Below are 24684 nucleotides of genomic sequence, written 5' to 3' on the forward strand. Positions count from 1 at the left end.
GGTAGAGAAATTTAGGGGGTCTGAACATGTTTCAAGTACAAAAAGAATTAGCAGGTCATGAAGCAGTAATTGTTGCTTTATTTGAAGAAGAGAAAATGAGTAGTTTTGTACAAGAACTGGACAAAGCGTTTGAAGGACAATTACAAGTTTTACTAGAAGAGAAAGAATTATCTACGAAGAAAAAGGCCATTTCGAAAGTGCATAGCTTAGGAAAAACAAATGTGAAACGTTATTACTTTGTTGGTTTAGGCAAGAAAGAGTCTTACACGACAGAAACGTTACGTGCGGCTCTTGGTAAGGCATTTAAAACAATGCAAGCAGCAAAAGTACAAGATGCAGCAATCTTACTTGATTCTTTCGTAACAGAGAAATTAGACGCGATTGATGTCGCTCATATTGCAGCAGAGGTACAAGGCCTTGGTACATATGAATTACAAACGTATAAATCAGATAAAAAGGATCATGTAGAGTTAGAGAAGTTCACGGCTATTACAGCGGAAGATGCACAAGAAATTGAAGCCGCATTAACAGTTGGCTACGTACATGGACGTGCAACAAATTCAGCTCGTACACTTGTAAATATGCCGCCAAACGTATTAACAGCGACAAAGCTTGCTGAGTATGCTGTTGAATTAGCGGAGAAGTATGATATGGACTATAAAGTTCTTGAGAAAGAAGAGATGGAAGATCTTGGTATGGGTGCGTTACTTGCAGTAAACCAAGGTAGTGTAGAGCCACCAAAAATGATTGCTCTTATTTATAAAGGAAAAGAAGAGTGGACAGATGTCATTGGATTCGTTGGAAAAGGTATTACATACGATACAGGTGGTTATTCTTTAAAACCACGTGAAGGCATGGTCGGTATGAAAGGTGATATGGGTGGTGCAGCTGCTGTATTAGGTGCGATGGAAATTATCGGTGAACTTCGCCCAGAACAAAATGTGATCGCTGTTATTCCTTCAACTGATAACGTTGTAAGTGGTACGGCATTTAAGCCAGACGATGTAATCACATCTATGAGCGGAAAAACAATTGAAGTATTAAATACGGATGCAGAAGGTCGTCTAGCTTTAGCTGACGGTATTACGTATGCGAAAAAACTTGGTGCAAACTACCTTGTTGATGTTGCAACATTAACAGGCGGTGTAATTGTTGCACTTGGAAACTATACGACAGGCGCAATGACAAATAATGAAGAGTTATTTGAGCAAGTGCTAGAGGCTTCTATGGAAACAGATGAGCCAATTTGGCAACTACCGATTTTTGATCGTGATAAAGAACGCGTTCGAAACAGTAAGTTTGCTGATTTAAATAACTCACCAGGCCGTGAAGGACATGCGGTTATGGCAGGTACATTCTTAGGCGAATTCGCTGAAGATACACCGTGGGTACACTTAGATATCGCTGGAACATCAGAAACAAAAGGCGCGCACGACTTAGGTCCAGCTGGAGCAACTGGTGCAATGGTACGTACACTTGCAACACTTGTGGAGCGTTTTGGAGAAGAATAAGAGTATAAGTGAAGACTGTTCCAATATTTTGGAACAGTCTTCTTTTTATAGGTTTGTTTACCCCGCTATTTGCCGGGTAGTAAGACTCGCACCCAAAAATTCAGCGAAAGCAAAGCAGTTAGGTGGGGTTGTCGTAAAAGCCCGATTGGTGAGGGCTGATTAAAGTTTCACTTTATAAAGAAATCGTATACAAAATCCCGTTTAAAGCAAAAGAAGTACGGCCCGTTTCTTCAGAGACAACTAATATAAGTGCATCACTCTTTTCTGATAAGCCAATTGCAGCTCTGTGACGTGTTCCTAGCTCAGGATCAACTTCTGTACTTTTCGTTAAAGGAAGAATATTAGCAGCTGAGACAATATGATTATTTTTTACGAGAACGGCACCGTCATGAAGAGGGTTACCTGGATAAAATATTGATTCGAGTAATGGTGCAGTTAAATGAGCGTTTAATGTCGTTCCAGTTTGAATGAGAGCTTCAAGCGTCTCGTTTCTTTCCACAACGATAAGAGCACCATGTTTTCTGGCGCTTAAATGTTGGATAGCTGTTGTAATAAAAGATGAACTTTCCGTATAAGGTGATAAATATGCCTGAATATAGTATGTAGCTGCCAATGTTTGTACATTTGCTAACATATGATGAATATCTTCCATTTTGCATAAAATACATTCGTCTTCTTTATCGATTGCGTTCCTCATAATCGATAGTTCTTTTTCAGCAATTTCAATCATTTGCTTTGTTTGTATTTTGAGCTCTTCTGACAAGCCCCATTCGTGCATAATCCTCATTCCCTTTAGTGGAGTATTTAACAATAGTGTATACAAATATTCCTAGTAAAATCCTGCTAGATTTTATAAAATATTGAGATACAGCATGTTTTTTTCATATAATAAAGGTATGACGAGCGAGAGGAGAGAGAAGAATGAATTGGAAACAAGAATTTAGTCGCTGGCTTTCTTACGCACAATTAGATGCAGAATTAAAAGAACAGCTAGAAAATATGAAGCAAGATGAGAAGAAAATCGAGGATAGCTTTTATAAAAATCTAGAGTTTGGCACAGGTGGTATGCGTGGTGAACTTGGTGCTGGTACGAACCGTTTAAACGTATATACAGTTCGTAAAGCAACAAAAGGATTAGCAAGCTTTATTGAAAAATTAGGTGAGGAAGCGAAAAAACGTGGTGTTGTTGTAGCCTATGATTCTCGTCATAAATCACCTGAGTTCGCAATGGAAGTTGCTGCTACACTTGGGGCACGCGGTATCACAACATATGTGTTTGAAAGCTTACGTCCAACGCCAGTACTTTCTTTCGCAGTTCGTCATTTACATACAGTAAGTGGAATCGTTCTTACGGCAAGCCATAATCCACCTGAATATAACGGATACAAAGTATACGGTGAAGATGGTGGACAGTTACCTCCAAAAGAAGCAGATGAGTTAATTAGCTACGTAAATGCAGTAGAAGATGAATTAACAGTTGAAGTCGCTGATGTAGAGCAATTAAAAGCTGACGGTTTATTACATATTATTGGACAAGAAGTAGATGATGCATATGCTGCAGAATTGAACAATGTCATCATTAATAAAGAAATGGTGCAAAAGGTCGGCAAAGACTTAAAAATCGTCTTTACACCATTACACGGAACATCAAATATTTCTGTACGCCGTGGTTTAAAAGAAGTTGGATTTACAGATGTGACAGTTGTAAAAGAGCAAGAGTTACCAGATCCAAACTTCTCTACAGTAAAATCACCGAACCCAGAAGAGCACGCAGCGTTTGAGTATGCCATTCGTGACGGTGAAAAGGTAGGCGCAGATGTATTAATCGCAACTGATCCTGACGCAGATCGTCTAGGTGTAGCGGTGCGCAATCATAATGGTGAGTTCCAAGTATTAACAGGAAACCAAACAGGTGCATTAATGCTTGATTACTTACTATCTCAAAAGAAAGAAAACGGAACGCTTCCGGAGAACGGTGTCGTATTAAAAACAATCGTAACGTCTGAGATTGGCCGTACAATTGCGAAAGCATACGGTTTAGATACGGTTGATACGTTAACTGGATTTAAATTTATCGGTGAAAAAATTAGGCAGTATGAAGAAAGCGGACAATATGAATTCCAGTTCGGTTATGAGGAAAGCTATGGTTATTTAATCCGCCCATTCTGCCGTGATAAAGATGCAGTACAATCTGTCCTATTTGCATGTGAAGTAGCTGCATACTACAAATCACAAGGAAAAACGTTATATGACGGTCTATTAGAAGTATTTGAGAAGTACGGTTTCTTCCGTGAAGACCTTGTATCGTTAACGTTAAAAGGAAAAGATGGAGCTGAAAAAATCCAAGAGATGATGGCAACGTTCCGTGAGAATCCGCCGAAAGAAGTAGCAGGCTTAACAGTCGTAGCAGTGGAAGACTATAAAGCAAGCATCGTTACATCTTTACAAGATGGACATAAAGAAGAGATTCACTTACCGAAATCAAATGTGTTAAAATATCAATTAGAGGATGGTTCATGGTTCTGCCTACGTCCATCTGGAACTGAGCCGAAGATTAAGTTTTACTTTGGTGTAAAAGATAGTTCTTTACAAAATAGTGAACAAAAGTTACTTACTATTAAAGAAGACATTATGAATCGTTTATAATACAAAGTAATTTTAAGTAGTAAGGAACAAAAGGGAGCGAAATCTCCCTTTTGTTTTATGTAGGAAATGATTGCTATTGATTCCGACAGGAGAGAGGGTATTTTGTGATGAAAAAAGTAAGAAAAGCGATAATCCCAGCAGCTGGATTAGGAACACGTTTTTTACCAGCAACGAAAGCAATGCCGAAAGAAATGTTACCGATAGTAGATAAACCAACGATCCAATACATTGTAGAAGAAGCAGTGAAATCGGGTATCGAAGATATTATTATCGTTACTGGTAAAACAAAGCGTTCTATTGAAGATCATTTTGATAATGCATTTGAACTAGAACAAAACTTATTAGAGAAGAAAAAATATGAGTTGCTTGAAAAAGTACAAGCTTCTTCAAAAATGGTAGATATTCATTATATCCGTCAAAAAGAGCCGAAGGGACTAGGACATGCTGTTTGGTGTGCGCGTAAATTCATTGGTGATGAGCCGTTTGCAGTGTTACTAGGTGATGATATTGTCCAAGCTGAGAAACCGTGTTTACGTCAATTAATGGATGAGTATGAAAAAACACTTTCTTCTGTTATTGGTGTACAAACTGTTCCAGAGTCGGAAACACATCGCTATGGAATTATCGATCCATTAGAACAAGAAGGTCGTCGTTACCAAGTTCGCAATTTCGTTGAGAAACCAGCGCAAGGTACAGCTCCTTCAAACTTAGCAATTATGGGCCGTTACATTTTAACGCCTGAAATCTTTATGTTCTTAGAACAGCAACATGTCGGTGCTGGTGGTGAAATTCAATTAACAGATGCAATCCAAAGCTTAAATGAAATCCAACGTGTATTTGCTTACGATTTCGAAGGAAAGCGCTACGACGTAGGTGAAAAGCTAGGATTCGTTCAAACGACAATTGAAATGGCCCTGCAACACCCAGAATTACGTGATGACATGGTTGCAATGATGAAGAAAATTTTAGAAGAACAAGCGAATCAAGAGTCTTAATATAAAAAAAGAGTTATTGCAGCAAGCTGCAATAACTCTTTTTTATTATGAAATCGTCGAATGAGAATGCTGATAAGCAGAGCGACGCACAGCATAGTATATGCGAGGTGCGATAATAGCACCGATAATTGTAAATGCAATATCTTTTACTGCAAACCACATCATAATCATCCAAGCAGCTTTATAGCTCATATTACCGCCCATAAAGAGATTGACTGCTCCGTACATGTAAGTAGTACCGATTATATAAGTTAAAATAATTCCAGTGAAAGAGGCAATTGCAAATGTAATGAAAGTGGGTCTTTCTTTTTGTTCTACTAGTTTTCCTGATACGTAAGCAACGATAATAAAGGCGATAATAAAACCACCAGTAGGATCTAAAAGTGCTCCAAATCCAGCTTTGAAGTTAGCGAAGATTGGTGCGCCGGCTAAACCAACGAGCATATATACAGTCATGGATAAGGCACCAAGTCTACTTCCAAGAAGAAGACCTGCTAAAATTGCGAAAAATGGTTGCATAGATAATGGGATGCCTGCTACTTGTAAGAAAGGTGCCCAAGATACAATATTTGCACCGATGGCCATAAGAGCAACGAACATGGCAGCTAATGCTAAATCTAAAACATGTAATCTTCTCATAATGTTAACCTCCTGTTGTTTTTAGGTTAACATTATCGTAGCGAAAATATTTACTTGTTGTCAATCAAAATATTTTGATAAGAAGGCTTTAAATAGTCTCTTAGCAACGTATATGGAATACGAAATTGCGGAATTCCACTTGAATAGGGAGCAATCTCATATAAAGGGAAATAAATGACGAGATTGTCTGGCTCTAAAAAGAAGTGAAATTTTTTCATACTCATTACTTTTTCAGTTGCATCAGGAAAATAAATGCTTTCATTTTGTTTAATTTGTCGTACAATCTCTGCACGGATTACATCTTTATATTTATCCTTTTGTTGAAATAAATCGTCTAAGTGCAGCACCTTTTTTTCGTTTAAATCAAATGTATTTGCCTTCCACGTATAAAGACCGTGTGCTCCGCCAGTATATTGATAGTAATTCACATATAGGCTAAGAAAAGGTGGTTTGTTTAAAGAGACTTTATAATCAACATTTGCTACGTACGGATGAAAGGGTGTACTAGATCCTTCTGTCTCTTTATAATATTTTTTTGCTTCTTTTTCTAATTTGTTTTTAAATTTGTCAGTGGATTTTTTGTAGTATAAATTGAGTTTATTTTGAAATTTAGAATCAGAAAAGTTGTGAAAAGAAGGCCTATTTATTTGATATTCTATATAAGGTTTCTTACCTTTTTGCGTTACAGTCTTAACATCGATTGTCAGGTTAGATGCTTTGGCTGTTATTGCACAATTTGGTACAATAGTCAGCAAGGAGAACATAAGCAGTAATATACAAAATTTCTGTTTCATTTAGGTGAAGCCTCCTTATATAAGTGTTATAAGTAGTTTGAAAATAAATAGGTAAAATTATACATTTAATTAAAGTAAGAGAAGGGGGAAGCGATATGGCAAAAACTTTAATGGATTCACTTGGAATTGAGTTGTTAGAGATGACAGAAGATAAGGTAGTTGCTACGATGCCTGTTGATGAGCGTACGCATCAACCGTTTGGATTTTTACATGGAGGTGCATCGGTTGCATTAGCGGAAACAGTGGCAAGTGTTGGTTCATATAATTTAATTGATCAAGAAAAATGTATTTGTTTCGGATTAGAAATTAATGCAAACCACATTCGCTCAAAGAAAGATGGAATTGTAACAGCGATCGGAACACCGATACATAGAGGACAATCGACAATGGTTTGGGATGTTCGTATTATTGATGAAAATGATGATTTACTGTGTATATCAAGATGTACAGTAGCAATTAAAGAAAAACGTGAAAAGTAAAAAAGAGGCGCTCTTATGAGCAGCCTCTTTTTCTTATAATTAGAACTGGATTTTCTTCTCTAAGAAACCTTTTAGTTCGCTAATTGGCATACGAACTTGTTCCATTGTGTCACGGTCACGTACTGTAACAGCTTTGTCTTCAACTGAGTCGAAGTCGTATGTGATACAGAATGGTGTACCGATTTCGTCTTGACGACGGTAACGTTTACCGATAGAACCAGTTTCATCAAAGTCTACCATGAAGTCTTTAGCTAATTCTGCGAATACTTCAGTAGCACCTTCAGATAGCTTCTTAGATAATGGTAAGATAGCTGCTTTGTATGGTGCTAAAGCAGGGTGGAAACGAAGAACTGTACGAGAATCGTTTTCTAATTGCTCTTCTTCATATGCATCACATAAGAATGCTAATGTTACGCGGTCTGCGCCTAAAGATGGCTCGATGCAGTATGGCACGTAACGCTCATTCGTTTGTGGATCAATATAGTTAAAGTCTTCGTTTGAATGTTCCATGTGACGTTTTAAGTCGAAGTCTGTACGAGATGCAACGCCCCAAAGTTCGCCCCAACCGAATGGGAATTTGAATTCAATGTCAGTTGTTGCATTACTGTAGTGAGATAACTCTTCTTCACCGTGGTCACGAAGACGCATGCTCTCTTCAGACATACCAAGTGAAAGTAACCAGTTTTTACAAGTTTCACGCCAGAATGCAAACCACTCTAAATCTTCACCAGGCTTACAGAAGAATTCAAGTTCCATTTGTTCGAATTCACGTGTACGGAATGTGAAGTTACCAGGCGTGATTTCGTTACGGAAACTCTTACCGATTTGGCCGATACCAAATGGAAGCTTTTTACGCATAGAGCGTTGAACGTTTTTGAAGTTTACGAAAATACCTTGTGCTGTTTCAGGACGAAGGAAGATTTCGTTTGTGCTAGACTCTGTAACACCTTGGAATGTTTTGAACATTAAGTTGAACTGACGGATTTCAGTGAATTCTTCACTACCGCAATCAGGACATTTTACTTCATGTTCTTTCATTAAGTCAGCCATTTGGTCGAAAGTAAGACCGTCAACAACCATTTCGATGCCTTTTGCATCTAAAGCATCCTCAATTAATTTGTCAGCACGGTGACGAGCTTTACATTTTTTACAGTCAATCATTGGATCGTTGAAGTTACCAACGTGACCAGAAGCGATCCAAGTTTTAGGGTTCATTAAAATAGCTGCGTCTAAACCAACGTTGTGTGGAGATTCTTGAATGAATTTTTTCCACCAAGCTTTTTTAACGTTATTTTTTAATTCGATTCCAAGTGGACCGTAATCCCAAGTGTTTGCAAGACCACCGTAAATTTCAGAACCAGGGAAAACAAAACCGCGATGTTTCGCTAAGTTTACAACTTGTTCCATTGAATACATAAGAAAATCCTCCTTTTGAAAGTTAACGTATTGGCGATGACATACTCTGATACTTTGGAAACGAGCAGTATATGCTAAAAAGAACATAAAAAAACGCTCATCCCAAGGCTTATTTGCCTAGGGACGAGCGTTTGCCCGCGGTTCCACCCTAGTTGATACACAAAAGGTGCATCCACTTTATCATGTATTGCTCGGGACTGCCGTTTCCTTGCGGCTTCAGGCTTTCACTATCCCTGAATCGCTTTTTATGCAAGTACTTATAAGTCCGTCATCGCTACTTATATTAATAATAATGAACATATTCTAACACGTTCTTTTTTAAATCTCAATAGAGGAACGCGTCTATCTATGATAGAGTCTCGCCTATTTTTTCATTATTTATTCCGTAATTTTGCTTAATATGCTTAATTGCTTCACGCTTACTTAATGGAGCGAGCTCATTGTTTTGAACGTATTCCCAAACTACATCCGGATTTGTTTTTGCATATTCACGAAGGACCCAGCCAATCGCTTTTTGAATGAAAAATTCTTTTGAAGAATGTAGTTGTCCAATAATCCAGAAAAGAAGTTCTTCATCCATCTTTTGTTTATATTTTAGTTGGAATAAAATAGCGGCACGTTGTAACCATATGTTATCTGATGCAATCCATTTTGGAATATAGGCAGAAATTAATTCTGGATGTTTTAAAAAGATATCGCCTAAAAATGTAGGGACGATGCTATCGACAGAGTCCCACCAAGATTTTGTGACAATCAGTTCTTCTAAGAAGGGGATATGAGTTTCGTTTATATGCTTTTTATATTTTTGCATAATATCAAGTGCGGCCGCTTGGAATTCACGTTCTGGTAAGTCCCAAAGCTCACGTATGATAATTTGGAAGTCTTTTTGATCTGGGAGAGTATGTATTTGAATGATGTCTTTTAATAATTGGCGTCTTTCCGGTGTTTGAATACCTAGAAATGGGAAGTGATTTTTCATATAACGAGCCATAGGTTCTGCTTTTTCAGGATTTTGATGAGCTGTGAAATGCTCTTGTAATGCTTTTACAAATGGATGCATAAGTGTTGCTCCTCTCTTATTCTCTTTCTTCTCTTATTATACAAAGAGTTTGGATAAATTTTAAAACATAACTTGCAATGTAATGAAATATGTTGAAAGTAGAGAGGAGAGGATAAGATGGAGGATCAAGGCGTATTAGCAGGTTTCTTTGCTCTTAGTTTTGCGTTTATTCTTGTTATATTGATTTGGGCAATTATTTCATATTTGTTAACGGCTTTTGCACTTTATTCGATGGCGAAAAATGATGGTGCAACGGACGGGGTGCTTGCGTTTATTCCGTTTTTGAATAGTAAGACATGGGGTGACTTAGCGAAAGATAAATTACCAGATTTTTTGAAAGAAGAAGCAGGGTGGAAAGTATTCGGTATATACGTTGCATGTTTTATTTTTAATTTCGTACCAATTATAAGTTTACTAGCAACAGCTGTATCGATTGTATTGTCCATTTATCTTATCTACGCTATTTTAGACAGATACGGAACGAACTCTATATTATTTACGATTATTCATGTAATCACATTTTCAGTGTTCTTACCGATTCATTTATTTATCATTCGAAATGAACCGGTGAGATATAAAGAGTAGATTTTTCTTTTTTGTTGATAAGTCGATATATTTTAGATATAAGTAAAAAAGCGCCCTGATTATCAGAGCGCTTTTTTTACTACATAAGGTAGCGTAAATAAATATAAATGTGAGAAATGATTAATGAAACGATCATAATTGGGAAACCGACTTTTAGGAAGTCCATGTAACTAAATTTATGTCCTTCGCGGCTCGCGATACCTGCAACGATTACGTTAGCAGAAGCTCCGATTAATGTTCCGTTTCCGCCCAGACAAGCACCTAGTGCTAATGCCCACCATAATACATCGATTTGTGCGTCAGATGGTGATAAGCCTAGCCCAACTGCCATATCGTTAATAAGTGGAATCATTGTTGCAACGAATGGGATGTTATCAATTGTTGCAGAGGCGATACCAGATACCCATAAAATAAGGATGGATGCGTAAGAAATATCTCCGCCTGTTATACCAATTACTTTTTGAGCTAACATTTTGATAAGACCGATATCGATAAGTCCTCCAACAAGTACGAATAGCCCTGCGAAGAAGAAGATTGTTACCCATTCTACACTTGCGAATACCTCTTCAATTTCATGTTCTTTCACACCAATTAACATAAGTACAGTAGCACCAGTTAAGGCGATAATAGCGGCATCAATATGGAAAATAGAATGAGTCATGAAACCTACAATTGTAAGTCCAAGTACCGTTAAAGATTTTTTCATTAATACTGGATCTTTAATGTATTGTTTTTCATCTAAGCTCATTAATTTTTTAACTTGTACAGGATCGGCAATTAATTGTTTACGGTACATGAAGTAAAGTATTGTTGCTGTAACTGCAATAATAATAATTACGATTGGTGCTAGATTTAATAGGAAAGCATTGAAGTCTAAATGCTTATTTGCAGAACCAATCATAATGTTAGGTGGATCACCAATTAATGTTGCTGTTCCTCCAATATTTGAAAAAATAATTTCAGAAAGTAAATAAGGAACAGGATTTACTTGCAGTATGCGCGTAATAGATAAAGTAACTGGAACAACAAGAAGTACAGTTGTAACGTTATCTAAAAATGCGGAGCCAAGCGCGGTAAGTAGGGAAAGGGAAATTAAAATTTTAATTGGATTTCCTTGTGCCCCTTTTGCTGCTTTAATGGCAACGTATTGGAAAACACCTGATTTACTCGTAATGTTCACCAAAATCATCATACCGATGAGTAGCGTAATCGTTCCCCATTCAATATGTTTCGTAAAGGCGTTATGTAAATCGACGACCCCCACAATTACCATGAATGCTGCACCGAGAAGTGCGATGACAGCGCGATTAATTTTTTCAGAAATAATAATGGCATATGTAATTAAAAAGACTGCGATAGCAAAATAATACTGCCAGTTAGCGAGTTCTTGCGTTGTTTCGTGCAAAAATCTCATCTCCTTTCATTCATTTTTCTTAGTGTGTCAAATATTAACTAGATGAAACACACATAACGTCATTATAAAGTAGAAAAACTGCGGATGTAAATGAAAGGAGAGATTTTGTCATATTTTCTGCATAGGTCATTTTTTCTTATTTTTTAAAATATTTGTGGGCATTTGACATATATATAAGATACATCCAATCTGAATATTTAAAATGGAATTAGCATTCGAGCTTGTTCGTGTAGGAGTGTCAAATAGAAAGGAATGACAAAAATGATAAGGAAGGGATCGTATGGATGAACAACGATTTTTATTTTTAGACTTTGAGTTTACGATGCCCCAGCATAGAAAGAAACCGAAAGGATTTTTTCCAGAGATTATTGAGGTAGGACTCGTTTCAGTTGCTGGCTGTAAGGTAGAAGATACGTATTCATCACATGTCAGGCCGAAAACATTTCCTTCTTTAACGGATCGATGTAAGAAGTTTTTAGGAATAAAACAAGAAGTCGTGGATAAAGGGATTTCATTTCCTGAACTCGTTAAGAAGCTTGCAGAATACGAAACGAAATGTAAACCGACAATTGTAACGTGGGGAAATATGGATATGAAAGTGCTGAAACATAATTGTGAAATGGCAGGGATAGCTTTTCCATTCTTCGGACAGTGTCGTGATTTATCGCTTGAGTATAAGAAGTTTTTTGGAGAAAGAAATCAAACAGGATTATGGAAAGCAATTGAGGCGTATGGAAAAGTAGGGACAGGGAAGCATCATTGTGCGCTTGATGATGCGATGACGACGTACAATATTTTTAAACTAGTAGAAAAAGATAAAGAGTATTTAGTAAAGCCAGCACCTCCAACATTAGGAGAACTTGTTGATTTTTCAAAAGTGTTAAAGAAAGTGAGCACACAGTAACGACCAAATTGCACATTATGTAATTTGGTCGTTTTGTTTTTTAGAGTTTGTAGTCTTTCTTTAACTGTTGTAATGTTTCTAGACTACGCTCTGCAAAAGGTGAATCATCTTCAGAAAATGAATTCATTTGAGTTTCTAATGCTAATTTTAGTGACTCGGTATAATCCGGAATTTCTCCTTCATATTTTTTCACCATTTGCTCTGGAATGTTCGTCTGTTCACGGAAAGCTAAAGCGCGTCTTTCATGGAAAAATGGTACGTCAGCTTGTTTTACGTTATGTAAGTCACCTTGCACCGGATGTTTTAAAACAGCTAATACTTTTACGACGTAACTGCCAGGGCGGCTATTTGTAACTTCGCCGATGTATTTTCCTGTTTTATAAATACCAGTAACGATTTCGCCAATTTCAAATGTTTCTCTCATATTTTTCACCTCAAGTTTATAGTAAGGAAAGTAGGAGAAGGAGTCAAAGAAATCATTTGCTTTCAGAACGCCCCTTGAGAATATGGATAGGTTCCACTATAATTTAAAATGATATAACAGAAAATTCTGATGTTTTATAAATCCTATAATAAGGAGTGTTCTATATGATGCCTTTATATTTTCCGGAAGATAAAACAGAATATATTATTCCAGGGATTGTTTGCGTTCTATTTATTATCGGTGCTATTGCCACGTGGCGCATGTTTATTCGTGTATCAAAAAGAGAAGCAGAGCGATTGCAGAAAGTTGAAGAAAAACTATTAGCTGAAAAGAAACAGTAATGCATTTTTGTATGTTTCCCTCTATGCTCGGACAATCTAAGGGCAGAATATATTTTGGAGGGAATAAAATGAAGAAACGGCTTTTTTTCAGTTGTTGTTTATTATTTCTGATGGCAGGTTGTGACCAAGGAAAGCCGAAAGAAATTGAAGTGAAATTACATAATGCTTCAGGAGATGAAGTAGGGACTGCGAAAGTAGTGCAGCAAACAAGTGGCGTGAAAATTACGATTAAAGGAGAAGGTTTCACGCCAGGACCACACGGACTACATGTACATGAAATCGGAGAGTGTAAGGCACCTCGTTTTGAATCATCCGGGAATCATTTTAATCCTGATGATAAAAAACATGGTCTTCTTAATCCGAAGGGTGCAGAAAACGGTGATTTACCGAACGTAGTTGCAGATGGTTCTGGAAAGATTAAAGCGGAAATCGATGCACCTCACATCACACTTGAAGAAGGAAAAACGACGATTCATAGAAAAGATGGAGCGTCTATTATTATTACAGAAAACCCTGATGATGGTATGACTCAACCGACAGGTAAATCAGGGGATCGAATTGCTTGTGGCGTAATTGTAAAAAAAGCATCGGATATGAAGAAAAAGTAAAAGCTACCGTGAATGGTAGCTTTCTTTGTGAAATGTAATTAAAAATATATCAGCGATTATTGGAATATATCGACTGTAACTCAAATTATATCGGCGATTATTAGAATATATCGACCGTAACTTGAAATATAGCGACTTACCGACAAAATATGACAAAGGAGTCTGTCCAAGAATGATTAGGGGGACAGACTCCTTTCTTATTATGAAAACGTATGACGCAGTCTGTTTAAAATTTCTTCTAAAACAGATCGTGGACAGCCGATATTAATTCGAATATGTTCTTCGCCACCTAACCCGTATTTCTCACCAGGTTCAACAATGATTTTTCCTTTTTCCTCAAGTAATGCAGTACGCTCGTTTTGAGAAAGCTTTAGATGAGAACAATCAATCCATAATAAAAAGCTACCTTCTGGCTTCGTTACGGAAAGAGCAGGTATGTGAGTTTTAATATATTCACAAGCAAATTGAGCATTATCTTCTATATATAATCGAATTTCGTTTAGCCAATCATTACATTCTGTATAGGCACTTTGCATCGCTGTATAAGCGAAGATATTTAATCCGTGGAAGCCTTGTCTATATTGGATAGATGTAAAGGCTTGACGGAGTTTTTCATTTGGAATGATAATAATCGATGCTTGTAATCCAGCGATATTAAATGTTTTACTTGGAGCCATACAAGTAATCGTGCGAGCTGCTAATTCTTCAGATAAAGAAGCGAACGGTGTATGTCTATGATCTGCGTAAATAATATCGGAATGAATTTCATCCGCCACAACGATTACGTTATATTTAGTACATAACGATCCGAGCTGCAAAAGTTCCTCTTTCGTCCAAACGCGCCCGATTGGGTTATGAGGGCTACAAAGAAGCATGAGTTTGATGCCTTGCTGAAACTGCTTTTCTAAATGCTTGAAGTCTATCACATATGTATCATTTTGTTTCTGTAATGGACTCACGTATAACTGTCTGTTGTTTGTTGTGACCATTTCGAAAAATGGAGGATAAATAGGTGGTTGTACGAGAACGGATTCGTTTTCTTTTGTGAAAGCCTGTATGCTCGTACTAAGAGCTGGAACGATTCCGGCGCTAAAGACAATCCATTCTTTTTGAATATCCCAGTCGTATTGTTGTTTTGTCCAGTTACAAATAATATTCCCAATATTTTCGGGAGGAAGTGTATAGCCAAAAATCGGATGTTCGATTCGTTGTTTTAAGGCAGTTTGAATTGGTTTTGGTACTTCAAAATCCATATCAGCAATCCAAGCATGGATAAGTTCTTCGTTTTTATATGTATCCCATTTTATACTATGCGTTCCACGTCGATTGATTGCTTTATGAAATAGTTGCATAAGTTTGCTCCCTTCTTCTGTAAAACCAATAAGTTATGAAAGTTCTCTCTCTTCTTATAGAATAGCTGATGTGATAGGATAAAGAAAAGTATTAAAAAGTGAAAAGGCGGGAAGCGAATGGGTACATATGAAAAGATGATAGAGGTTGTGAAGAATTGGGATCCGTTTCAAATGGGACCGGAGTTTTATGAAACAGAAGCGAGCGATGTTGTGAACGTCATAAGTGTGTTTGACGATCCAAAATACATCGCAAAGAAGATTCAACATATATACTTTATGTCTTTTGAGGAAGTACCTGTGCTTGAAAAATGTGAGAAATTAGCTATGGAATTACTTGTAATAAAAGAAGGTGGAAGCTGTTCATTATAGGCTGTCGGAATTTCCGACAGCCTTTTTTATATTATCCCGCTATTTTCCGGGCAGTAAGACCCCGACCTCAAAATTCAGCGGAAGCAAAGAAGTTAGGTGGGGACTGATTAAAGTTTCATTTTATTGCGCGGAAAAAGCGATAATTTCTTCATAAACATGTTCAGGCTTTTCTTCAGGTAGTAAATGTCCTGTATTTTCATAAGAAATAAATTTTGAATTCGGTAAATCTTTGTGTAGACGATGACCTACATGTACAGGGACGACGCGGTCTTTTTCACCCCAAATGAGTAGGATAGGTGTTTCGATTTTTTGTAATTCAGTTGAAGATAAGTCACCTTCACGGTCTCGTATCATGCGAGTTAAAGCGGGAAATATACGGTTGTCATAAAAAGGAGCGGAGTAACCTTTTTTCATTTCATCGTCAATTAATGAGTGATCATGAACGACATTCATTAAGTTATGAACAATGCCGCGCCGTATAATCCAGTTCTTTACGTATAAATGAAAGAACGGTAAATAAGAAGAGTATAGTAAAGGTAAGGTTGCGCGCGCTAAATAGCTCGAGCTACATAGTAAAATCGTCTTTGAAATGAGTTCAGGACGTATACGGTTTACATAGAGAGAAATTTGCCCACCCATAGAATGCCCAACTAATACAATGTTTGAGAGAGATAAATGTTCAATTAAATCAATAATAATCGTTGCTAAATTGTGATAAGAATACTTAAACAGATGAGACTTATCACTTTTTCCGAACGGTGGTAAATCAAGAGCAATGACTGTTCCTTCCTTCGCTAGTAAAGGAATGAGACGGCGGTAACTGAATGAGGAAGATAAAAAGCCGTGAACGAGTACGAAAGTAGGGCGTTCTGTTTTATTATCATGTTCATACAATTCGTAATGAACAGTAGTGCCGCGAGTGGAAAAAGTGAAATAAGGACAAGTATATTTATGATTCATTTTTTGTCACTCCATTGATTTTTGTTCATATCATCTCCAAGGAAGAAGAAAATATGTTAACAAAAAAAGGCAAGATGACGATGTCATCTTGCCTTTCGTTTATTCAGTATTACCCGCGCACAATATTAGGCGGTGTTTTTCCTTGTAATCCTGCAACTAAATTTTCAGCGGCGGTCATGGCCATTTGCTGACGAGTTTTTAATGTTGCAGATCCGATGTGCGGTAAAGTCACAACATTTTGTAATGATAAGAGTGGATTATCTTTTTGAATTGGCTCTTGTGTAAAAGTATCGATGCCTGCTGCAAAGATTTTCTTTTCTGTTAAAGCATGGATTAACGCTTCTTCATCTACTGTTTTCCCCCGAGAAGCATTAATGAAGATTGCTGTTTCTTTCATTAATGAAAATTCCTTTTCTCCGATAAGGTGATATGTTTCATCTGTTAATGGAGTAAGAAGAACAATAAAGTCAGACTGCTTCAGTAGCGTCTGTAAATCACAATATGTAGCATCGAATTTTTGTTCAGCTTCTTCTTTACGACGGCGGTTATAGTAAAGAACATTCATATCAAATCCGAATTTTGCTCGTTTTGCAACGGCTTCTCCAATTCGGCCCATACCGATAATACCAATTGTGCTATGGTGTACATCTAGTCCGAAGTGTTCTTTTCCGATTTCAGCGTTCCATTCACCATTTTTTACGTAAGAATCGAGTTCGCAAACGCGGCGCCCAGCTGATAGCATAAGGGCGAAAACGAGATCAGCTACTGTATCATCTAATACGTATGGTGTATTCGTTCCAATAACCTTTCGATTTTTCATCGCTTGTAAATCAAAATTATCGTAACCAACAGAAATGTTGCTCACTACTTTTAAGTTAGGAGCCACTGTCAGTAATTCTTCATTAATAGCAGATCCGAAATTTAATAACCCATCTTTATCTTGTATTTTCTCTAATAGAACATCACGAGGTACTTTCTCATTTTGATCCCATTTTTCATAATCACAGTGTTCTGATAAATAGTTTTCTACAAATGTCGGAACTGGTTCAGCAATATAAATTTTTGGTTTCACGGTTCCATCCCCTTTCGCTTTATCACGCATTTTTCCGCTGATTAAAGTTTCACTTTATTTTGACATAATTCAATAGAAAAATCTTCTTTTCAAACTGGAAAGGGTATTTGTATAATTTAGACACAAACGAAAAGGAAGGATGATTTATATGGTGACAGAAAAAGAATTAGAATTATTAGCTTGTCTTGAAAAGAGTAGTCGATTATCTGTAGATACATTAGCGAAGCTGTTAAATATAGAAGTAGAAGAAGTAAAGAAGATGGTTGCGAGATTAGAAAATGAAAAGATTATTGTGGATTATGTAACACATATCGATTGGACGAAAGTGAAAGAACATACAGGTTTAACGGCAATGATCGATGTGAAAGTTACGCCAAAGCACGGCGTTGGGTTTGATGCGGTTGCTGAGCAAATTTATCGTTATTCAGAAGTGAAATCCGTTTATTTAATGTCAGGGACATATGATCTTTCTATTACATTAGAAGGTAAAACGATGGGGGAAGTAGCGATGTTTGTTTCTGAGAAATTAGCAACAATTGAATCTGTCGTTTCTACAACTACTCATTTCATTTTGAAGAAGTATAAACATGAGGGCGTTATTTATGAAAAAGACGATGATGATAAGCGAATTGTGGTGACACCATGAAGCAATTTGAACTATCTAGATCAGCAGAATCTTTAAAACCATCTGGTATTCGAAAATTTTTTGATTTAGCAGCAAATATGAAAGGTGTTATTTCCCTCGGGGTAGGAGAGCCGGATTTTGTTACCCCTTGGAATGTAAGGCAAGCATGTATTCGTTCTTTGGAACAAGGGTATACGTCATATACAGCAAATGCAGGATTATTGGAGCTCCGTCAAGAAATAGCAAAGTATCTAAAAAAACAATTTGCAGTATCTTATGATCCAAGTGATGAAATCATTGTTACAGTTGGAGCGAGCCAGGCGTTAGATGTAGCGATGCGTGCCATTATAAATCCTGATGATGAAGTGCTCATTGTTGAACCAAGCTTCGTTTCTTATGCACCACTTGTGACATTAGCTGGAGGAGTTCCGGTTCCTGTGGAGACTAAGCTAGAAAACGAGTTTAAAGTACAACCAGAACAAATTGAAGCAGCTATTACAGCGAAAACAAAGGCGATTTTACTTTGTTCACCAAATAACCCGACAGGTGCAATGCTAAATAAATTCGAGCTTGAAGAAATAGCAGTGATTGTTGAGAAGTACAATCTAATTGTATTATCTGATGAAATTTATGCAGAGCTTGTATACGACGAAGCATATACAAGTTTCGCGAGTATTAAAAATATGCGCGAGCATACGATTTTAATTTCAGGATTTTCAAAAGGATTTGCGATGACAGGATGGCGTCTCGGTATGATTGCAGCTCCTGTTCAGTTTTCAGAATTGATGCTCAAAATCCACCAATATTCCATGATGTGTGCACCGACGATGTCTCAGTTCGCAGCACTTGAAGCGTTACGTGCGGGGAATGATGAAGTAATTCGGATGAGAGATAGTTATAAGAAGCGTCGTAATTTTATGACGACATCTTTCAATGAAATGGGCTTAACGTGTCATGTGCCGGGCGGAGCATTTTATGTTTTCCCTTCTATATCTTCAACAGGATTATTTTCAGCGGAATTTGCAGAACAGTTATTGCTGGAAGAAAAAGTAGCTGTTGTCCCTGGTAGCGTATTTGGCGAAAGTGGTGAAGGGTTTATTCGTTGTTCTTATGCGACGTCGCTTGAACAACTTATGGAAGCAATGAAGAGAATGGAACGGTTTGTTGAAAATAAAAAAAGGACAAAACGTAATACGTTTTGTCCATAAAAGGGGGGGAATACTAGAAAGCCATGTGTTAGTAGTCTATCCCAATATTGGAGAATTATACTTCTTTAAGGGGAATTTTTCATGAATTTTGAATGAGTTCTGTCATAGTGGTATAATTTACTAATATAAGGTATGCGCATTCTAGATATTGTTATCTAGAATGCGTACTAACCAATCGGATATTTAAAATAAATATATCTGCTTTGCTCTCTATAATTGTAGAGAGAATGGTAAACGTATGGGAGTGTTTCATATGTCAGAACAATATACAACAGGAGTGGTTGTAACAGGGAAAGTGACTGGAATTCAAGATTACGGTGCGTTTGTAGCGTTAGATGCAGAAACACAAGGACTTGTGCATATATCTGAAATTACAAATGGATATGTAAAGGATATTCATGACTTTTTAAAGGTCGGCGATACAGTAGAAGTAAAGGTACTTTCAATTGATGAAGAGCACAGAAAAATGAGTTTATCGTTAAAAGCGGCGAAAAGAAAACAAGGAAGGATTCTTATACCGAACCCATCTGAAAACGGATTTAATACGCTGCGAGAAAAGTTGGCAGAATGGATTGAAGAGTCCGAGTTAACAAAGTAAAAGAGGAACGCATATGAGCGTTCCTCTTTTACTTTATCTTATGATATATATTTGCAAATATGATTGCATGCAATCATATTCGTATGTCGGAGGTGAAAGGACATACTGATTATCGAATTTCGTTTGTTTCTGGGTGCGTACCAAGATTTTCAGATGGTTTAAACAGTAAACCAAGGTTGATAAGCCCAGATATACCAACGATGCCGTAAATAATACGTGCAAGAGCTGAATTTTGTCCGCCGAAAATGGCTGCTACTAAGTCAAACTGGAAAAACCCGATTAGTCCCCAGTTCACAGCGCCAATTACAGTAAAGACTAATGCGATACGTTGCAAAGTACTCATGAAAAAGCCCCCCTTAATTGTGAAGCATGAGCAAGCGATGAGTTAATTAACTCTTTTATAGAATGGGGTAGTTATGTTGTTTTTATACATAAAAAATGTTTAGAAAAGGATGTATATACATCTATACCGAAAAATGCGAATTTTTATGCAAAAAATGAACTTTTTCTAAAAAATATATATTGGTTACGTTTACAATTGCCTAATCGCTTGATTTACAACTTCAGTTTCGCTAAAGTGAATACAGAAATACATATCCATAATTGGAGGGAAAAAGATGAGTACACATGTAACGTTCGACTATTCTAAAGCGTTATCCTTCATCGGTGAACATGAAATCACTTATTTACGTGATGCAGTGAAAGTAACACATCACGCAATCCACGAAAAAACTGGAGCTGGGAACGATTTCCTTGGGTGGGTAGACCTTCCGCTTCAATATGACAAAGAAGAATTCGCTCGCATTCAAAAATGCGCAGAAAAAATTAAAAATGACTCTGACATTTTACTTGTTGTAGGTATTGGTGGTTCTTACCTAGGAGCACGCGCAGCAATCGAAATGTTAAACCATTCTTTCTACAACACGCTTTCTAAAGAACAACGTAAAACTCCACAAGTGCTATTTGTTGGACAAAACATTAGCTCCACTTATATGAAAGATTTAATGGACGTATTAGAAGGTAAAGACTTCTCTATTAACGTTATTTCCAAATCAGGTACAACAACAGAGCCAGCGCTAGCATTCCGTATCTTCCGTAAGTTATTAGAAGAAAAGTATGGAAAAGAAGAAGCTCGCAAACGTATTTATGCAACTACAGATAAAGCGCGTGGTGCATTAAAAACATTAGCTGATAACGAAGGTTACGAAACATTTGTTATTCCAGATGATGTTGGAGGTCGTTTCTCTGTATTAACGCCAGTTGGTTTATTACCAATCGCAGTAAGTGGCTTAAATATTGAAGAGATGATGAAAGGTGCAGCTGCTGGTCATGATGACTTCGGAACATCAGAACTAGAAGAAAATCCAGCTTACCAATACGCAGTAGTTCGTAACGCTTTATACAATAAAGGAAAAACAATTGAAATGCTTGTTAACTATGAGCCAGCACTTCAATACTTCGCTGAGTGGTGGAAACAGTTATTTGGTGAAAGTGAAGGAAAAGATCAAAAAGGTATTTTCCCATCTTCAGCAAACTTCTCAACTGATTTACACTCATTAGGTCAATACGTTCAAGAAGGGCGTCGTGACTTATTTGAAACAGTTCTTAAAGTAGGTAAATCTACACATGAACTAACAATCGAATCAGAAGAGAACGATTTAGACGGATTAAACTACCTTGCTGGTGAAACTGTAGACTTCGTAAACACAAAAGCATACGAAGGTACATTACTTGCACATAGCGACGGGGGAGTACCAAACTTAATCGTAAATATTCCTGAATTAAATGAGTACACATTCGGTTACCTTGTATACTTCTTCGAAAAAGCATGTGCGATGAGCGGCTACTTATTAGGCGTGAATCCATTTGACCAACCTGGAGTAGAAGCATACAAGAAAAACATGTTTGCTTTACTTGGTAAACCAGGATTTGAAGAATTAAAAGCAGAATTAGAAGAGCGTTTAAAATAATAAAAAGCGACCGGATTCCGGTCGCTTTTTATTATTTTATCGAAAAGTCCATCAGTATATTCAAACTAAAGTGGGTATGCTAAAGGAAAAGTCTAGGAGGGATGGGCTTGATTCCGATTCAATCAAATTTAGAAGGACGTACATATGCGTTATATAAGTTAGAAGAGATTATGAAACCACTTGGATATAGCATCGGTGGTAATTGGGATTATGATAAAGGATGCTTCGATTACAAAATTGATGAAGAAGATGGGTATCAATTTTTACGAGTTCCATTTACAGCCATTGATGGAGAACTAGATGTACCAGGCGTAATAGTTCGTCTTGGAACGCCGTATATTCTTTCGCACGTATATCAAGACGAACTAGATGATAATGTGAATACTTTAACAGCTGGAACGAGTGGAATGGATCAATTTGCTGAGCCGAAAGATCCAGATGGAGATGTGAAAAGAAAATATATCAATATTGGGAAAGTGCTCATGCAAGAATTAGAGCGTCATTTTACTAATGGTGAATAACAATGAGTATGTCGCTTTCAATGAGAACAAAGGAATGAACTGGATTAATCATATATTGTTCGTCGCGCTTTATACCTAGTAAGAGAATGTTTTGCTTTAAAAGAGTATAGCTACAATTGGCAAAAGTTTGTCCGGTGCAGGACGATGGAAGCTCCATCAGTTGTAATTTATTATCAGAGATTTCGTCGTAAAGTGAAAATAGTACACCTGAAATGGAAGGGAATAAAAGAGAAGCGGTAAATACATAGCTCGTTAATTTATTTCCTTCTATAATTTCTGACACGCCAGCTCTCGTTGCATTTTGTATTTGTTCAGAAGTAAGAAGTTCAGCGATGCAGTGAATGTTTGGGTTGAGCCCTTTTGCAGTTAAAATATTTAAAATGGACTGTGTATCCGCTAAGCTTTCGTTTTTTTCTTTATCAGCTGTTATTAATATGGTGTGTGCCGTTGCAATATTGGCTTTTAATAAAGTTTGATCGTGATGCGGACAACCTTTTATAAATTCTAAATGATGAAATGGTTTTGGGAGTAAAGAAAGTGTTTCATCAATTAAAACGATATCAAGGTTTGGTTGTAATACGTGCATTTGCTTTACAACATGTTTTGCGCGCTCATTCCAGCCAACGATAATCATATGACCGTTAGAAGTAGCGGCTTCTTCACCTTTAATTTTCATATATTGTTTATTAATCATTTCAGTAGCAAACAGCACCATATAATAAGAACAAAAGCCAGTTCCTAATAAAATAATACTTATACCTATTAGTTTTCCTATCGTCGTATGGGGAGCAAAGTCTCCATATCCAACTGTAAAAATGGTAACGATTGACCACCAAATTCCGTCAAACCATGTAGTGAAATGAAAAGGTTCTAATCTATGTATAAGAAAACCGGAAAAAGCAGTCAGTACAATAATAAAACAAATTAAACGAAAAATAATGGAATCACGAAATGTATCTACTAAATTCGGACGGGATTTCAATTGCCTATTCCTCCTTACTTTGTAGGACTACATTCATTGTTGCCATTATAGAAAAAAGAAAAACTCTCTAATTAAAGAGAGTTTGTTTTACGTTACATACTTTCCACTTCAGTTTGTTGGACACTTTCAAGATGCTGGAGAGCATAGTAAACATCAGCAGTATGTCTTTTTTGATCAATGGATAGTTTAAGATGTAAATAGTGAGAACCGTTTTCTAATGTTTTAAGCTTCATATTCTTAACTTTTATATCCATTTCTTTTATTTCTTCAATTACGATTGGGATATTGTCCATATTTCGTACAACAAGTTTCACAGCGATATCACGTTGACGAAATGATCTAGGGCCTACATATTTCATCGCGAGTGGTATAAGTTCGACACTAATCATAAGGAAACACATTCCGAATATCGCTTCAATATAGAATCCGGCCCCAACAGCAATACCAATACCAGAAGCACCCCAGATCATAGCGGCAGTCGTGAGCCCTGCAATGCTATCGTTACCTCTTCTTAAAATTACGCCAGCACCTAAAAAACCAATTCCTGATACAATTTGAGCGGCAAGTCGAAGTGGATCCATATTCATATGATCGGTATGTGGTAAGTTATAAGCTGCTTTAATAGAAACAATCGTTAGGAGGCAACTAATAATAGAAATAACTAAACACGTTTTTAAACCAAGTGGTTTCCGTTTTAATTCACGTTCTAAACCAATGGCAAATCCTAAAATAGCCGAGAGACCTAGTTTGATTAATAAATCGGTATAGTCCATATATATTCCTCCCTGTATGATATGCTATATGAATAAAACGCTTATTATAGAAAGAAACGTCTTTTGATAGAGTAACTTTATATAAAATATATGTAGGAATTGCTCATACATGAAAGAGATATTTCGTTTAAGTATATGATATAAAAAAAGAAATGTGGGCAGTTTTAAAAAAAGTTTATAAAAGGTGTTGCATTTCATTTTTCACCATGATATATTAATAACCGTCGCTGATGCGGAAACGCAGAAAACGACAAAAAAGAAATTGAAAAACTTAGTTGACATCTAAAAACGAAGATGTTAACATAAGGAAGTCGCAAATGAGCGACCAAGTAGTTCTTTGAAAACTGAACGAAACAAACAACGTGAAACGTCAATTTTTATTTTAGATGCTAGACAAACTAACTTTATTGGAGAGTTTGATCCTGGCTCAGGATGAAC

Annotated in this window: 27 protein-coding genes; 14 read left to right on the forward strand and 13 right to left on the reverse strand. The window is 36.8% G+C overall.

The features are described 5' to 3' along the window. The first annotated feature begins 26 nt into the window (after positions 1 to 26). On the forward strand, positions 27 to 1511 hold the full coding sequence (pepA, locus tag ACTFRM_RS28165) for a cytosol aminopeptidase (protein ID WP_322372830.1): 1485 nt from the start codon (positions 27 to 29) through the stop codon (positions 1509 to 1511). Positions 1512 to 1683: 172 nt separating this feature from the next. Here pepA and cdaS read toward each other — a convergent pair whose 3' ends face one another. After that, positions 1684 to 2289 carry a sporulation-specific diadenylate cyclase CdaS gene (gene cdaS / locus ACTFRM_RS28170; RefSeq protein ID WP_000545252.1) on the reverse strand — a complete coding sequence of 202 codons (606 nt, stop codon included), beginning with the start codon at positions 2287 to 2289 and terminating at the stop codon, positions 1684 to 1686. Positions 2290 to 2432: 143 nt separating this feature from the next. Here cdaS and ACTFRM_RS28175 point away from each other — a divergent pair, with 143 nt between their 5' ends. Then, a complete protein-coding gene (locus tag ACTFRM_RS28175; protein ID WP_001104221.1) occupies positions 2433 to 4157 on the forward strand; it encodes a phospho-sugar mutase in 1725 nt (574 codons plus the stop codon). Positions 4158 to 4264: 107 nt separating this feature from the next. Next, a complete protein-coding gene (galU, locus tag ACTFRM_RS28180) occupies positions 4265 to 5152 on the forward strand; it encodes a UTP--glucose-1-phosphate uridylyltransferase GalU (RefSeq protein WP_002097988.1) in 888 nt (295 codons plus the stop codon). 45 nt (positions 5153 to 5197) lie between these two features. On the opposite strand, the gene ACTFRM_RS28185 is transcribed toward galU, so the two are convergent. Both ACTFRM_RS28185 and ACTFRM_RS28190 read right to left on the reverse strand, forming a co-directional pair. Beyond that, on the reverse strand, positions 5198 to 5791 hold the full coding sequence (locus ACTFRM_RS28185; RefSeq protein ID WP_001253379.1) for a biotin transporter BioY: 594 nt from the start codon (positions 5789 to 5791) through the stop codon (positions 5198 to 5200). 50 nt (positions 5792 to 5841) lie between these two features. After that, positions 5842 to 6585, reverse strand: coding sequence for a DUF3298 and DUF4163 domain-containing protein (locus ACTFRM_RS28190; protein ID WP_000810329.1), 744 nt, complete (start codon positions 6583 to 6585; stop codon positions 5842 to 5844). A gap of 95 nt (positions 6586 to 6680) precedes the next feature. On the opposite strand from ACTFRM_RS28190, the gene ACTFRM_RS28195 reads away from it, so the two are divergent. After that, positions 6681 to 7064 (forward strand): hotdog fold thioesterase, encoded by a 384-nt coding sequence (locus ACTFRM_RS28195; RefSeq protein WP_001140612.1) that lies wholly within the window; start codon positions 6681 to 6683, stop codon positions 7062 to 7064. Positions 7065 to 7103: 39 nt separating this feature from the next. On the opposite strand, the gene ACTFRM_RS28200 is transcribed toward ACTFRM_RS28195, so the two are convergent. Together ACTFRM_RS28200 and ACTFRM_RS28205 are read right to left on the reverse strand one after the other, a co-directional pair. Further along, positions 7104 to 8480, reverse strand: coding sequence for a glycine--tRNA ligase (locus tag ACTFRM_RS28200; RefSeq protein WP_000287147.1), 1377 nt, complete (start codon positions 8478 to 8480; stop codon positions 7104 to 7106). A 346-nt stretch (positions 8481 to 8826) separates the two neighbouring features. Then, positions 8827 to 9540 carry a DNA alkylation repair protein gene (locus ACTFRM_RS28205; RefSeq protein ID WP_000553309.1) on the reverse strand — a complete coding sequence of 238 codons (714 nt, stop codon included), beginning with the start codon at positions 9538 to 9540 and terminating at the stop codon, positions 8827 to 8829. 117 nt (positions 9541 to 9657) lie between these two features. On the opposite strand from ACTFRM_RS28205, the gene ACTFRM_RS28210 reads away from it, so the two are divergent. Continuing rightward, entirely contained in the window at positions 9658 to 10125 is a 468-nt protein-coding gene (locus tag ACTFRM_RS28210; protein WP_000390061.1) for a hypothetical protein, read from the forward strand. A 79-nt stretch (positions 10126 to 10204) separates the two neighbouring features. Here the strand turns inward: ACTFRM_RS28210 and ACTFRM_RS28215 are convergent, their stop codons facing one another. Continuing rightward, positions 10205 to 11530, reverse strand: a complete 1326-nt coding sequence (locus ACTFRM_RS28215) for an ArsB/NhaD family transporter (protein ID WP_000545209.1) — start codon at positions 11528 to 11530, stop codon at positions 10205 to 10207. A 289-nt stretch (positions 11531 to 11819) separates the two neighbouring features. Here ACTFRM_RS28215 and kapD point away from each other — a divergent pair, with 289 nt between their 5' ends. Beyond that, positions 11820 to 12443, forward strand: a complete 624-nt coding sequence (gene kapD, locus ACTFRM_RS28220; RefSeq protein WP_000344356.1) for a 3'-5' exonuclease KapD — start codon at positions 11820 to 11822, stop codon at positions 12441 to 12443. A gap of 40 nt (positions 12444 to 12483) precedes the next feature. On the opposite strand, the gene ACTFRM_RS28225 is transcribed toward kapD, so the two are convergent. Beyond that, positions 12484 to 12867, reverse strand: a complete 384-nt coding sequence (locus ACTFRM_RS28225; RefSeq protein ID WP_001209344.1) for a kinase-associated lipoprotein B — start codon at positions 12865 to 12867, stop codon at positions 12484 to 12486. Positions 12868 to 13031: 164 nt separating this feature from the next. On the opposite strand from ACTFRM_RS28225, the gene ACTFRM_RS28230 reads away from it, so the two are divergent. After that, the gene (locus tag ACTFRM_RS28230) at positions 13032 to 13208 is read left to right on the forward strand and encodes a hypothetical protein (RefSeq protein WP_000982757.1); all 177 of its coding nucleotides are present in this window, start codon (positions 13032 to 13034) and stop codon (positions 13206 to 13208) included. A gap of 68 nt (positions 13209 to 13276) precedes the next feature. Then, positions 13277 to 13816, forward strand: a complete 540-nt coding sequence (gene sodC / locus ACTFRM_RS28235) for a superoxide dismutase [Cu-Zn] (RefSeq protein ID WP_000746520.1) — start codon at positions 13277 to 13279, stop codon at positions 13814 to 13816. A gap of 200 nt (positions 13817 to 14016) precedes the next feature. Here sodC and ACTFRM_RS28240 read toward each other — a convergent pair whose 3' ends face one another. Then, positions 14017 to 15168 carry a PatB family C-S lyase gene (locus ACTFRM_RS28240; protein ID WP_173601104.1) on the reverse strand — a complete coding sequence of 384 codons (1152 nt, stop codon included), beginning with the start codon at positions 15166 to 15168 and terminating at the stop codon, positions 14017 to 14019. Between the two features lie 117 nt (positions 15169 to 15285). On the opposite strand from ACTFRM_RS28240, the gene ACTFRM_RS28245 reads away from it, so the two are divergent. Continuing rightward, positions 15286 to 15537, forward strand: coding sequence for a YugE family protein (locus tag ACTFRM_RS28245; RefSeq protein ID WP_322372825.1), 252 nt, complete (start codon positions 15286 to 15288; stop codon positions 15535 to 15537). 120 nt (positions 15538 to 15657) lie between these two features. On the opposite strand, the gene ACTFRM_RS28250 is transcribed toward ACTFRM_RS28245, so the two are convergent. Then, positions 15658 to 16497 carry an alpha/beta fold hydrolase gene (locus ACTFRM_RS28250; RefSeq protein ID WP_001015860.1) on the reverse strand — a complete coding sequence of 280 codons (840 nt, stop codon included), beginning with the start codon at positions 16495 to 16497 and terminating at the stop codon, positions 15658 to 15660. Between the two features lie 109 nt (positions 16498 to 16606). Continuing rightward, positions 16607 to 17599 carry a 2-hydroxyacid dehydrogenase gene (locus tag ACTFRM_RS28255; protein ID WP_002041993.1) on the reverse strand — a complete coding sequence of 331 codons (993 nt, stop codon included), beginning with the start codon at positions 17597 to 17599 and terminating at the stop codon, positions 16607 to 16609. Positions 17600 to 17717: 118 nt separating this feature from the next. Here ACTFRM_RS28255 and ACTFRM_RS28260 point away from each other — a divergent pair, with 118 nt between their 5' ends. The 3 genes from ACTFRM_RS28260 to yugI all read left to right on the forward strand — a co-directional run bounded on the left by ACTFRM_RS28260 (position 17718) and on the right by yugI (position 20000). Beyond that, positions 17718 to 18215 carry an Lrp/AsnC family transcriptional regulator gene (locus ACTFRM_RS28260; protein ID WP_000255696.1) on the forward strand — a complete coding sequence of 166 codons (498 nt, stop codon included), beginning with the start codon at positions 17718 to 17720 and terminating at the stop codon, positions 18213 to 18215. Beyond that, positions 18212 to 19402: an aminotransferase gene (locus tag ACTFRM_RS28265; protein WP_173601105.1), complete on the forward strand. Its 1191-nt coding sequence runs from the start codon at positions 18212 to 18214 to the stop codon at positions 19400 to 19402. The genes ACTFRM_RS28260 and ACTFRM_RS28265 overlap by 4 nt, the downstream gene beginning before the upstream one ends. 253 nt (positions 19403 to 19655) lie before the next feature. Next, complete coding sequence (yugI, locus tag ACTFRM_RS28270) at positions 19656 to 20000, forward strand: S1 domain-containing post-transcriptional regulator GSP13 (protein WP_000003764.1); 345 nt, start codon at positions 19656 to 19658, stop codon at positions 19998 to 20000. Between the two features lie 109 nt (positions 20001 to 20109). Here the strand turns inward: yugI and ACTFRM_RS28275 are convergent, their stop codons facing one another. Beyond that, positions 20110 to 20343, reverse strand: coding sequence for a DUF378 domain-containing protein (locus ACTFRM_RS28275; RefSeq protein ID WP_000105788.1), 234 nt, complete (start codon positions 20341 to 20343; stop codon positions 20110 to 20112). Between the two features lie 274 nt (positions 20344 to 20617). On the opposite strand from ACTFRM_RS28275, the gene ACTFRM_RS28280 reads away from it, so the two are divergent. Both ACTFRM_RS28280 and ACTFRM_RS28285 read left to right on the forward strand, forming a co-directional pair. Next, positions 20618 to 21970, forward strand: a complete 1353-nt coding sequence (locus tag ACTFRM_RS28280; RefSeq protein ID WP_000103654.1) for a glucose-6-phosphate isomerase — start codon at positions 20618 to 20620, stop codon at positions 21968 to 21970. Between the two features lie 107 nt (positions 21971 to 22077). Further along, positions 22078 to 22491: a YugN-like family protein gene (locus ACTFRM_RS28285; protein ID WP_000612334.1), complete on the forward strand. Its 414-nt coding sequence runs from the start codon at positions 22078 to 22080 to the stop codon at positions 22489 to 22491. On the opposite strand, the gene ACTFRM_RS28290 is transcribed toward ACTFRM_RS28285, so the two are convergent. Beyond that, the gene (locus tag ACTFRM_RS28290) at positions 22478 to 23473 is read right to left on the reverse strand and encodes a potassium channel family protein (protein ID WP_000842320.1); all 996 of its coding nucleotides are present in this window, start codon (positions 23471 to 23473) and stop codon (positions 22478 to 22480) included. The two genes, ACTFRM_RS28285 and ACTFRM_RS28290, sit on opposite strands and share 14 nt — an antisense overlap. A gap of 92 nt (positions 23474 to 23565) precedes the next feature. Further along, a complete protein-coding gene (locus ACTFRM_RS28295) occupies positions 23566 to 24246 on the reverse strand; it encodes an MgtC/SapB family protein (protein WP_000386676.1) in 681 nt (226 codons plus the stop codon). Positions 24247 to 24684: the final 438 nt, after the last annotated feature.

It is taken from the genome of Bacillus cereus group sp. MYBK227-1 (assembly GCF_051916325.1).
GTDB classification, from domain to species: domain Bacteria; phylum Bacillota; class Bacilli; order Bacillales; family Bacillaceae_G; genus Bacillus_A; species Bacillus_A cereus.

What these genes read in the sequence shown, in the direction of transcription:
- ACTFRM_RS28260 (WP_000255696.1), top strand. Translation starts at nt 17,718, where the DNA reads ATGGTGACAGAAAAAGAATTAGAATTATTAGCTTGTCTTGAAAAGAGT.
- ACTFRM_RS28225 (WP_001209344.1), bottom strand. Translation starts at nt 12,867, where the DNA reads ATGAGAGAAACATTTGAAATTGGCGAAATCGTTACTGGTATTTATAAA.
- ACTFRM_RS28210 (WP_000390061.1), top strand. Translation starts at nt 9,658, where the DNA reads ATGGAGGATCAAGGCGTATTAGCAGGTTTCTTTGCTCTTAGTTTTGCG.
- ACTFRM_RS28250 (WP_001015860.1), bottom strand. Translation starts at nt 16,497, where the DNA reads ATGAATCATAAATATACTTGTCCTTATTTCACTTTTTCCACTCGCGGC.
- ACTFRM_RS28255 (WP_002041993.1), bottom strand. Translation starts at nt 17,599, where the DNA reads ATGCGTGATAAAGCGAAAGGGGATGGAACCGTGAAACCAAAAATTTAT.
- ACTFRM_RS28185 (WP_001253379.1), bottom strand. Translation starts at nt 5,791, where the DNA reads ATGAGAAGATTACATGTTTTAGATTTAGCATTAGCTGCCATGTTCGTT.
- ACTFRM_RS28295 (WP_000386676.1), bottom strand. Translation starts at nt 24,246, where the DNA reads ATGGACTATACCGATTTATTAATCAAACTAGGTCTCTCGGCTATTTTA.
- ACTFRM_RS28240 (WP_173601104.1), bottom strand. Translation starts at nt 15,168, where the DNA reads ATGCAACTATTTCATAAAGCAATCAATCGACGTGGAACGCATAGTATA.
- ACTFRM_RS28200 (WP_000287147.1), bottom strand. Translation starts at nt 8,480, where the DNA reads ATGTATTCAATGGAACAAGTTGTAAACTTAGCGAAACATCGCGGTTTT.
- pepA (WP_322372830.1), top strand. Translation starts at nt 27, where the DNA reads ATGTTTCAAGTACAAAAAGAATTAGCAGGTCATGAAGCAGTAATTGTT.
- sodC (WP_000746520.1), top strand. Translation starts at nt 13,277, where the DNA reads ATGAAGAAACGGCTTTTTTTCAGTTGTTGTTTATTATTTCTGATGGCA.
- ACTFRM_RS28195 (WP_001140612.1), top strand. Translation starts at nt 6,681, where the DNA reads ATGGCAAAAACTTTAATGGATTCACTTGGAATTGAGTTGTTAGAGATG.
- ACTFRM_RS28190 (WP_000810329.1), bottom strand. Translation starts at nt 6,585, where the DNA reads ATGAAACAGAAATTTTGTATATTACTGCTTATGTTCTCCTTGCTGACT.
- ACTFRM_RS28265 (WP_173601105.1), top strand. Translation starts at nt 18,212, where the DNA reads ATGAAGCAATTTGAACTATCTAGATCAGCAGAATCTTTAAAACCATCT.
- cdaS (WP_000545252.1), bottom strand. Translation starts at nt 2,289, where the DNA reads ATGCACGAATGGGGCTTGTCAGAAGAGCTCAAAATACAAACAAAGCAA.
- kapD (WP_000344356.1), top strand. Translation starts at nt 11,820, where the DNA reads ATGGATGAACAACGATTTTTATTTTTAGACTTTGAGTTTACGATGCCC.
- galU (WP_002097988.1), top strand. Translation starts at nt 4,265, where the DNA reads ATGAAAAAAGTAAGAAAAGCGATAATCCCAGCAGCTGGATTAGGAACA.
- ACTFRM_RS28280 (WP_000103654.1), top strand. Translation starts at nt 20,618, where the DNA reads ATGAGTACACATGTAACGTTCGACTATTCTAAAGCGTTATCCTTCATC.
- yugI (WP_000003764.1), top strand. Translation starts at nt 19,656, where the DNA reads ATGTCAGAACAATATACAACAGGAGTGGTTGTAACAGGGAAAGTGACT.
- ACTFRM_RS28175 (WP_001104221.1), top strand. Translation starts at nt 2,433, where the DNA reads ATGAATTGGAAACAAGAATTTAGTCGCTGGCTTTCTTACGCACAATTA.
- ACTFRM_RS28205 (WP_000553309.1), bottom strand. Translation starts at nt 9,540, where the DNA reads ATGCATCCATTTGTAAAAGCATTACAAGAGCATTTCACAGCTCATCAA.
- ACTFRM_RS28230 (WP_000982757.1), top strand. Translation starts at nt 13,032, where the DNA reads ATGATGCCTTTATATTTTCCGGAAGATAAAACAGAATATATTATTCCA.
- ACTFRM_RS28275 (WP_000105788.1), bottom strand. Translation starts at nt 20,343, where the DNA reads ATGAGTACTTTGCAACGTATCGCATTAGTCTTTACTGTAATTGGCGCT.
- ACTFRM_RS28245 (WP_322372825.1), top strand. Translation starts at nt 15,286, where the DNA reads ATGGGTACATATGAAAAGATGATAGAGGTTGTGAAGAATTGGGATCCG.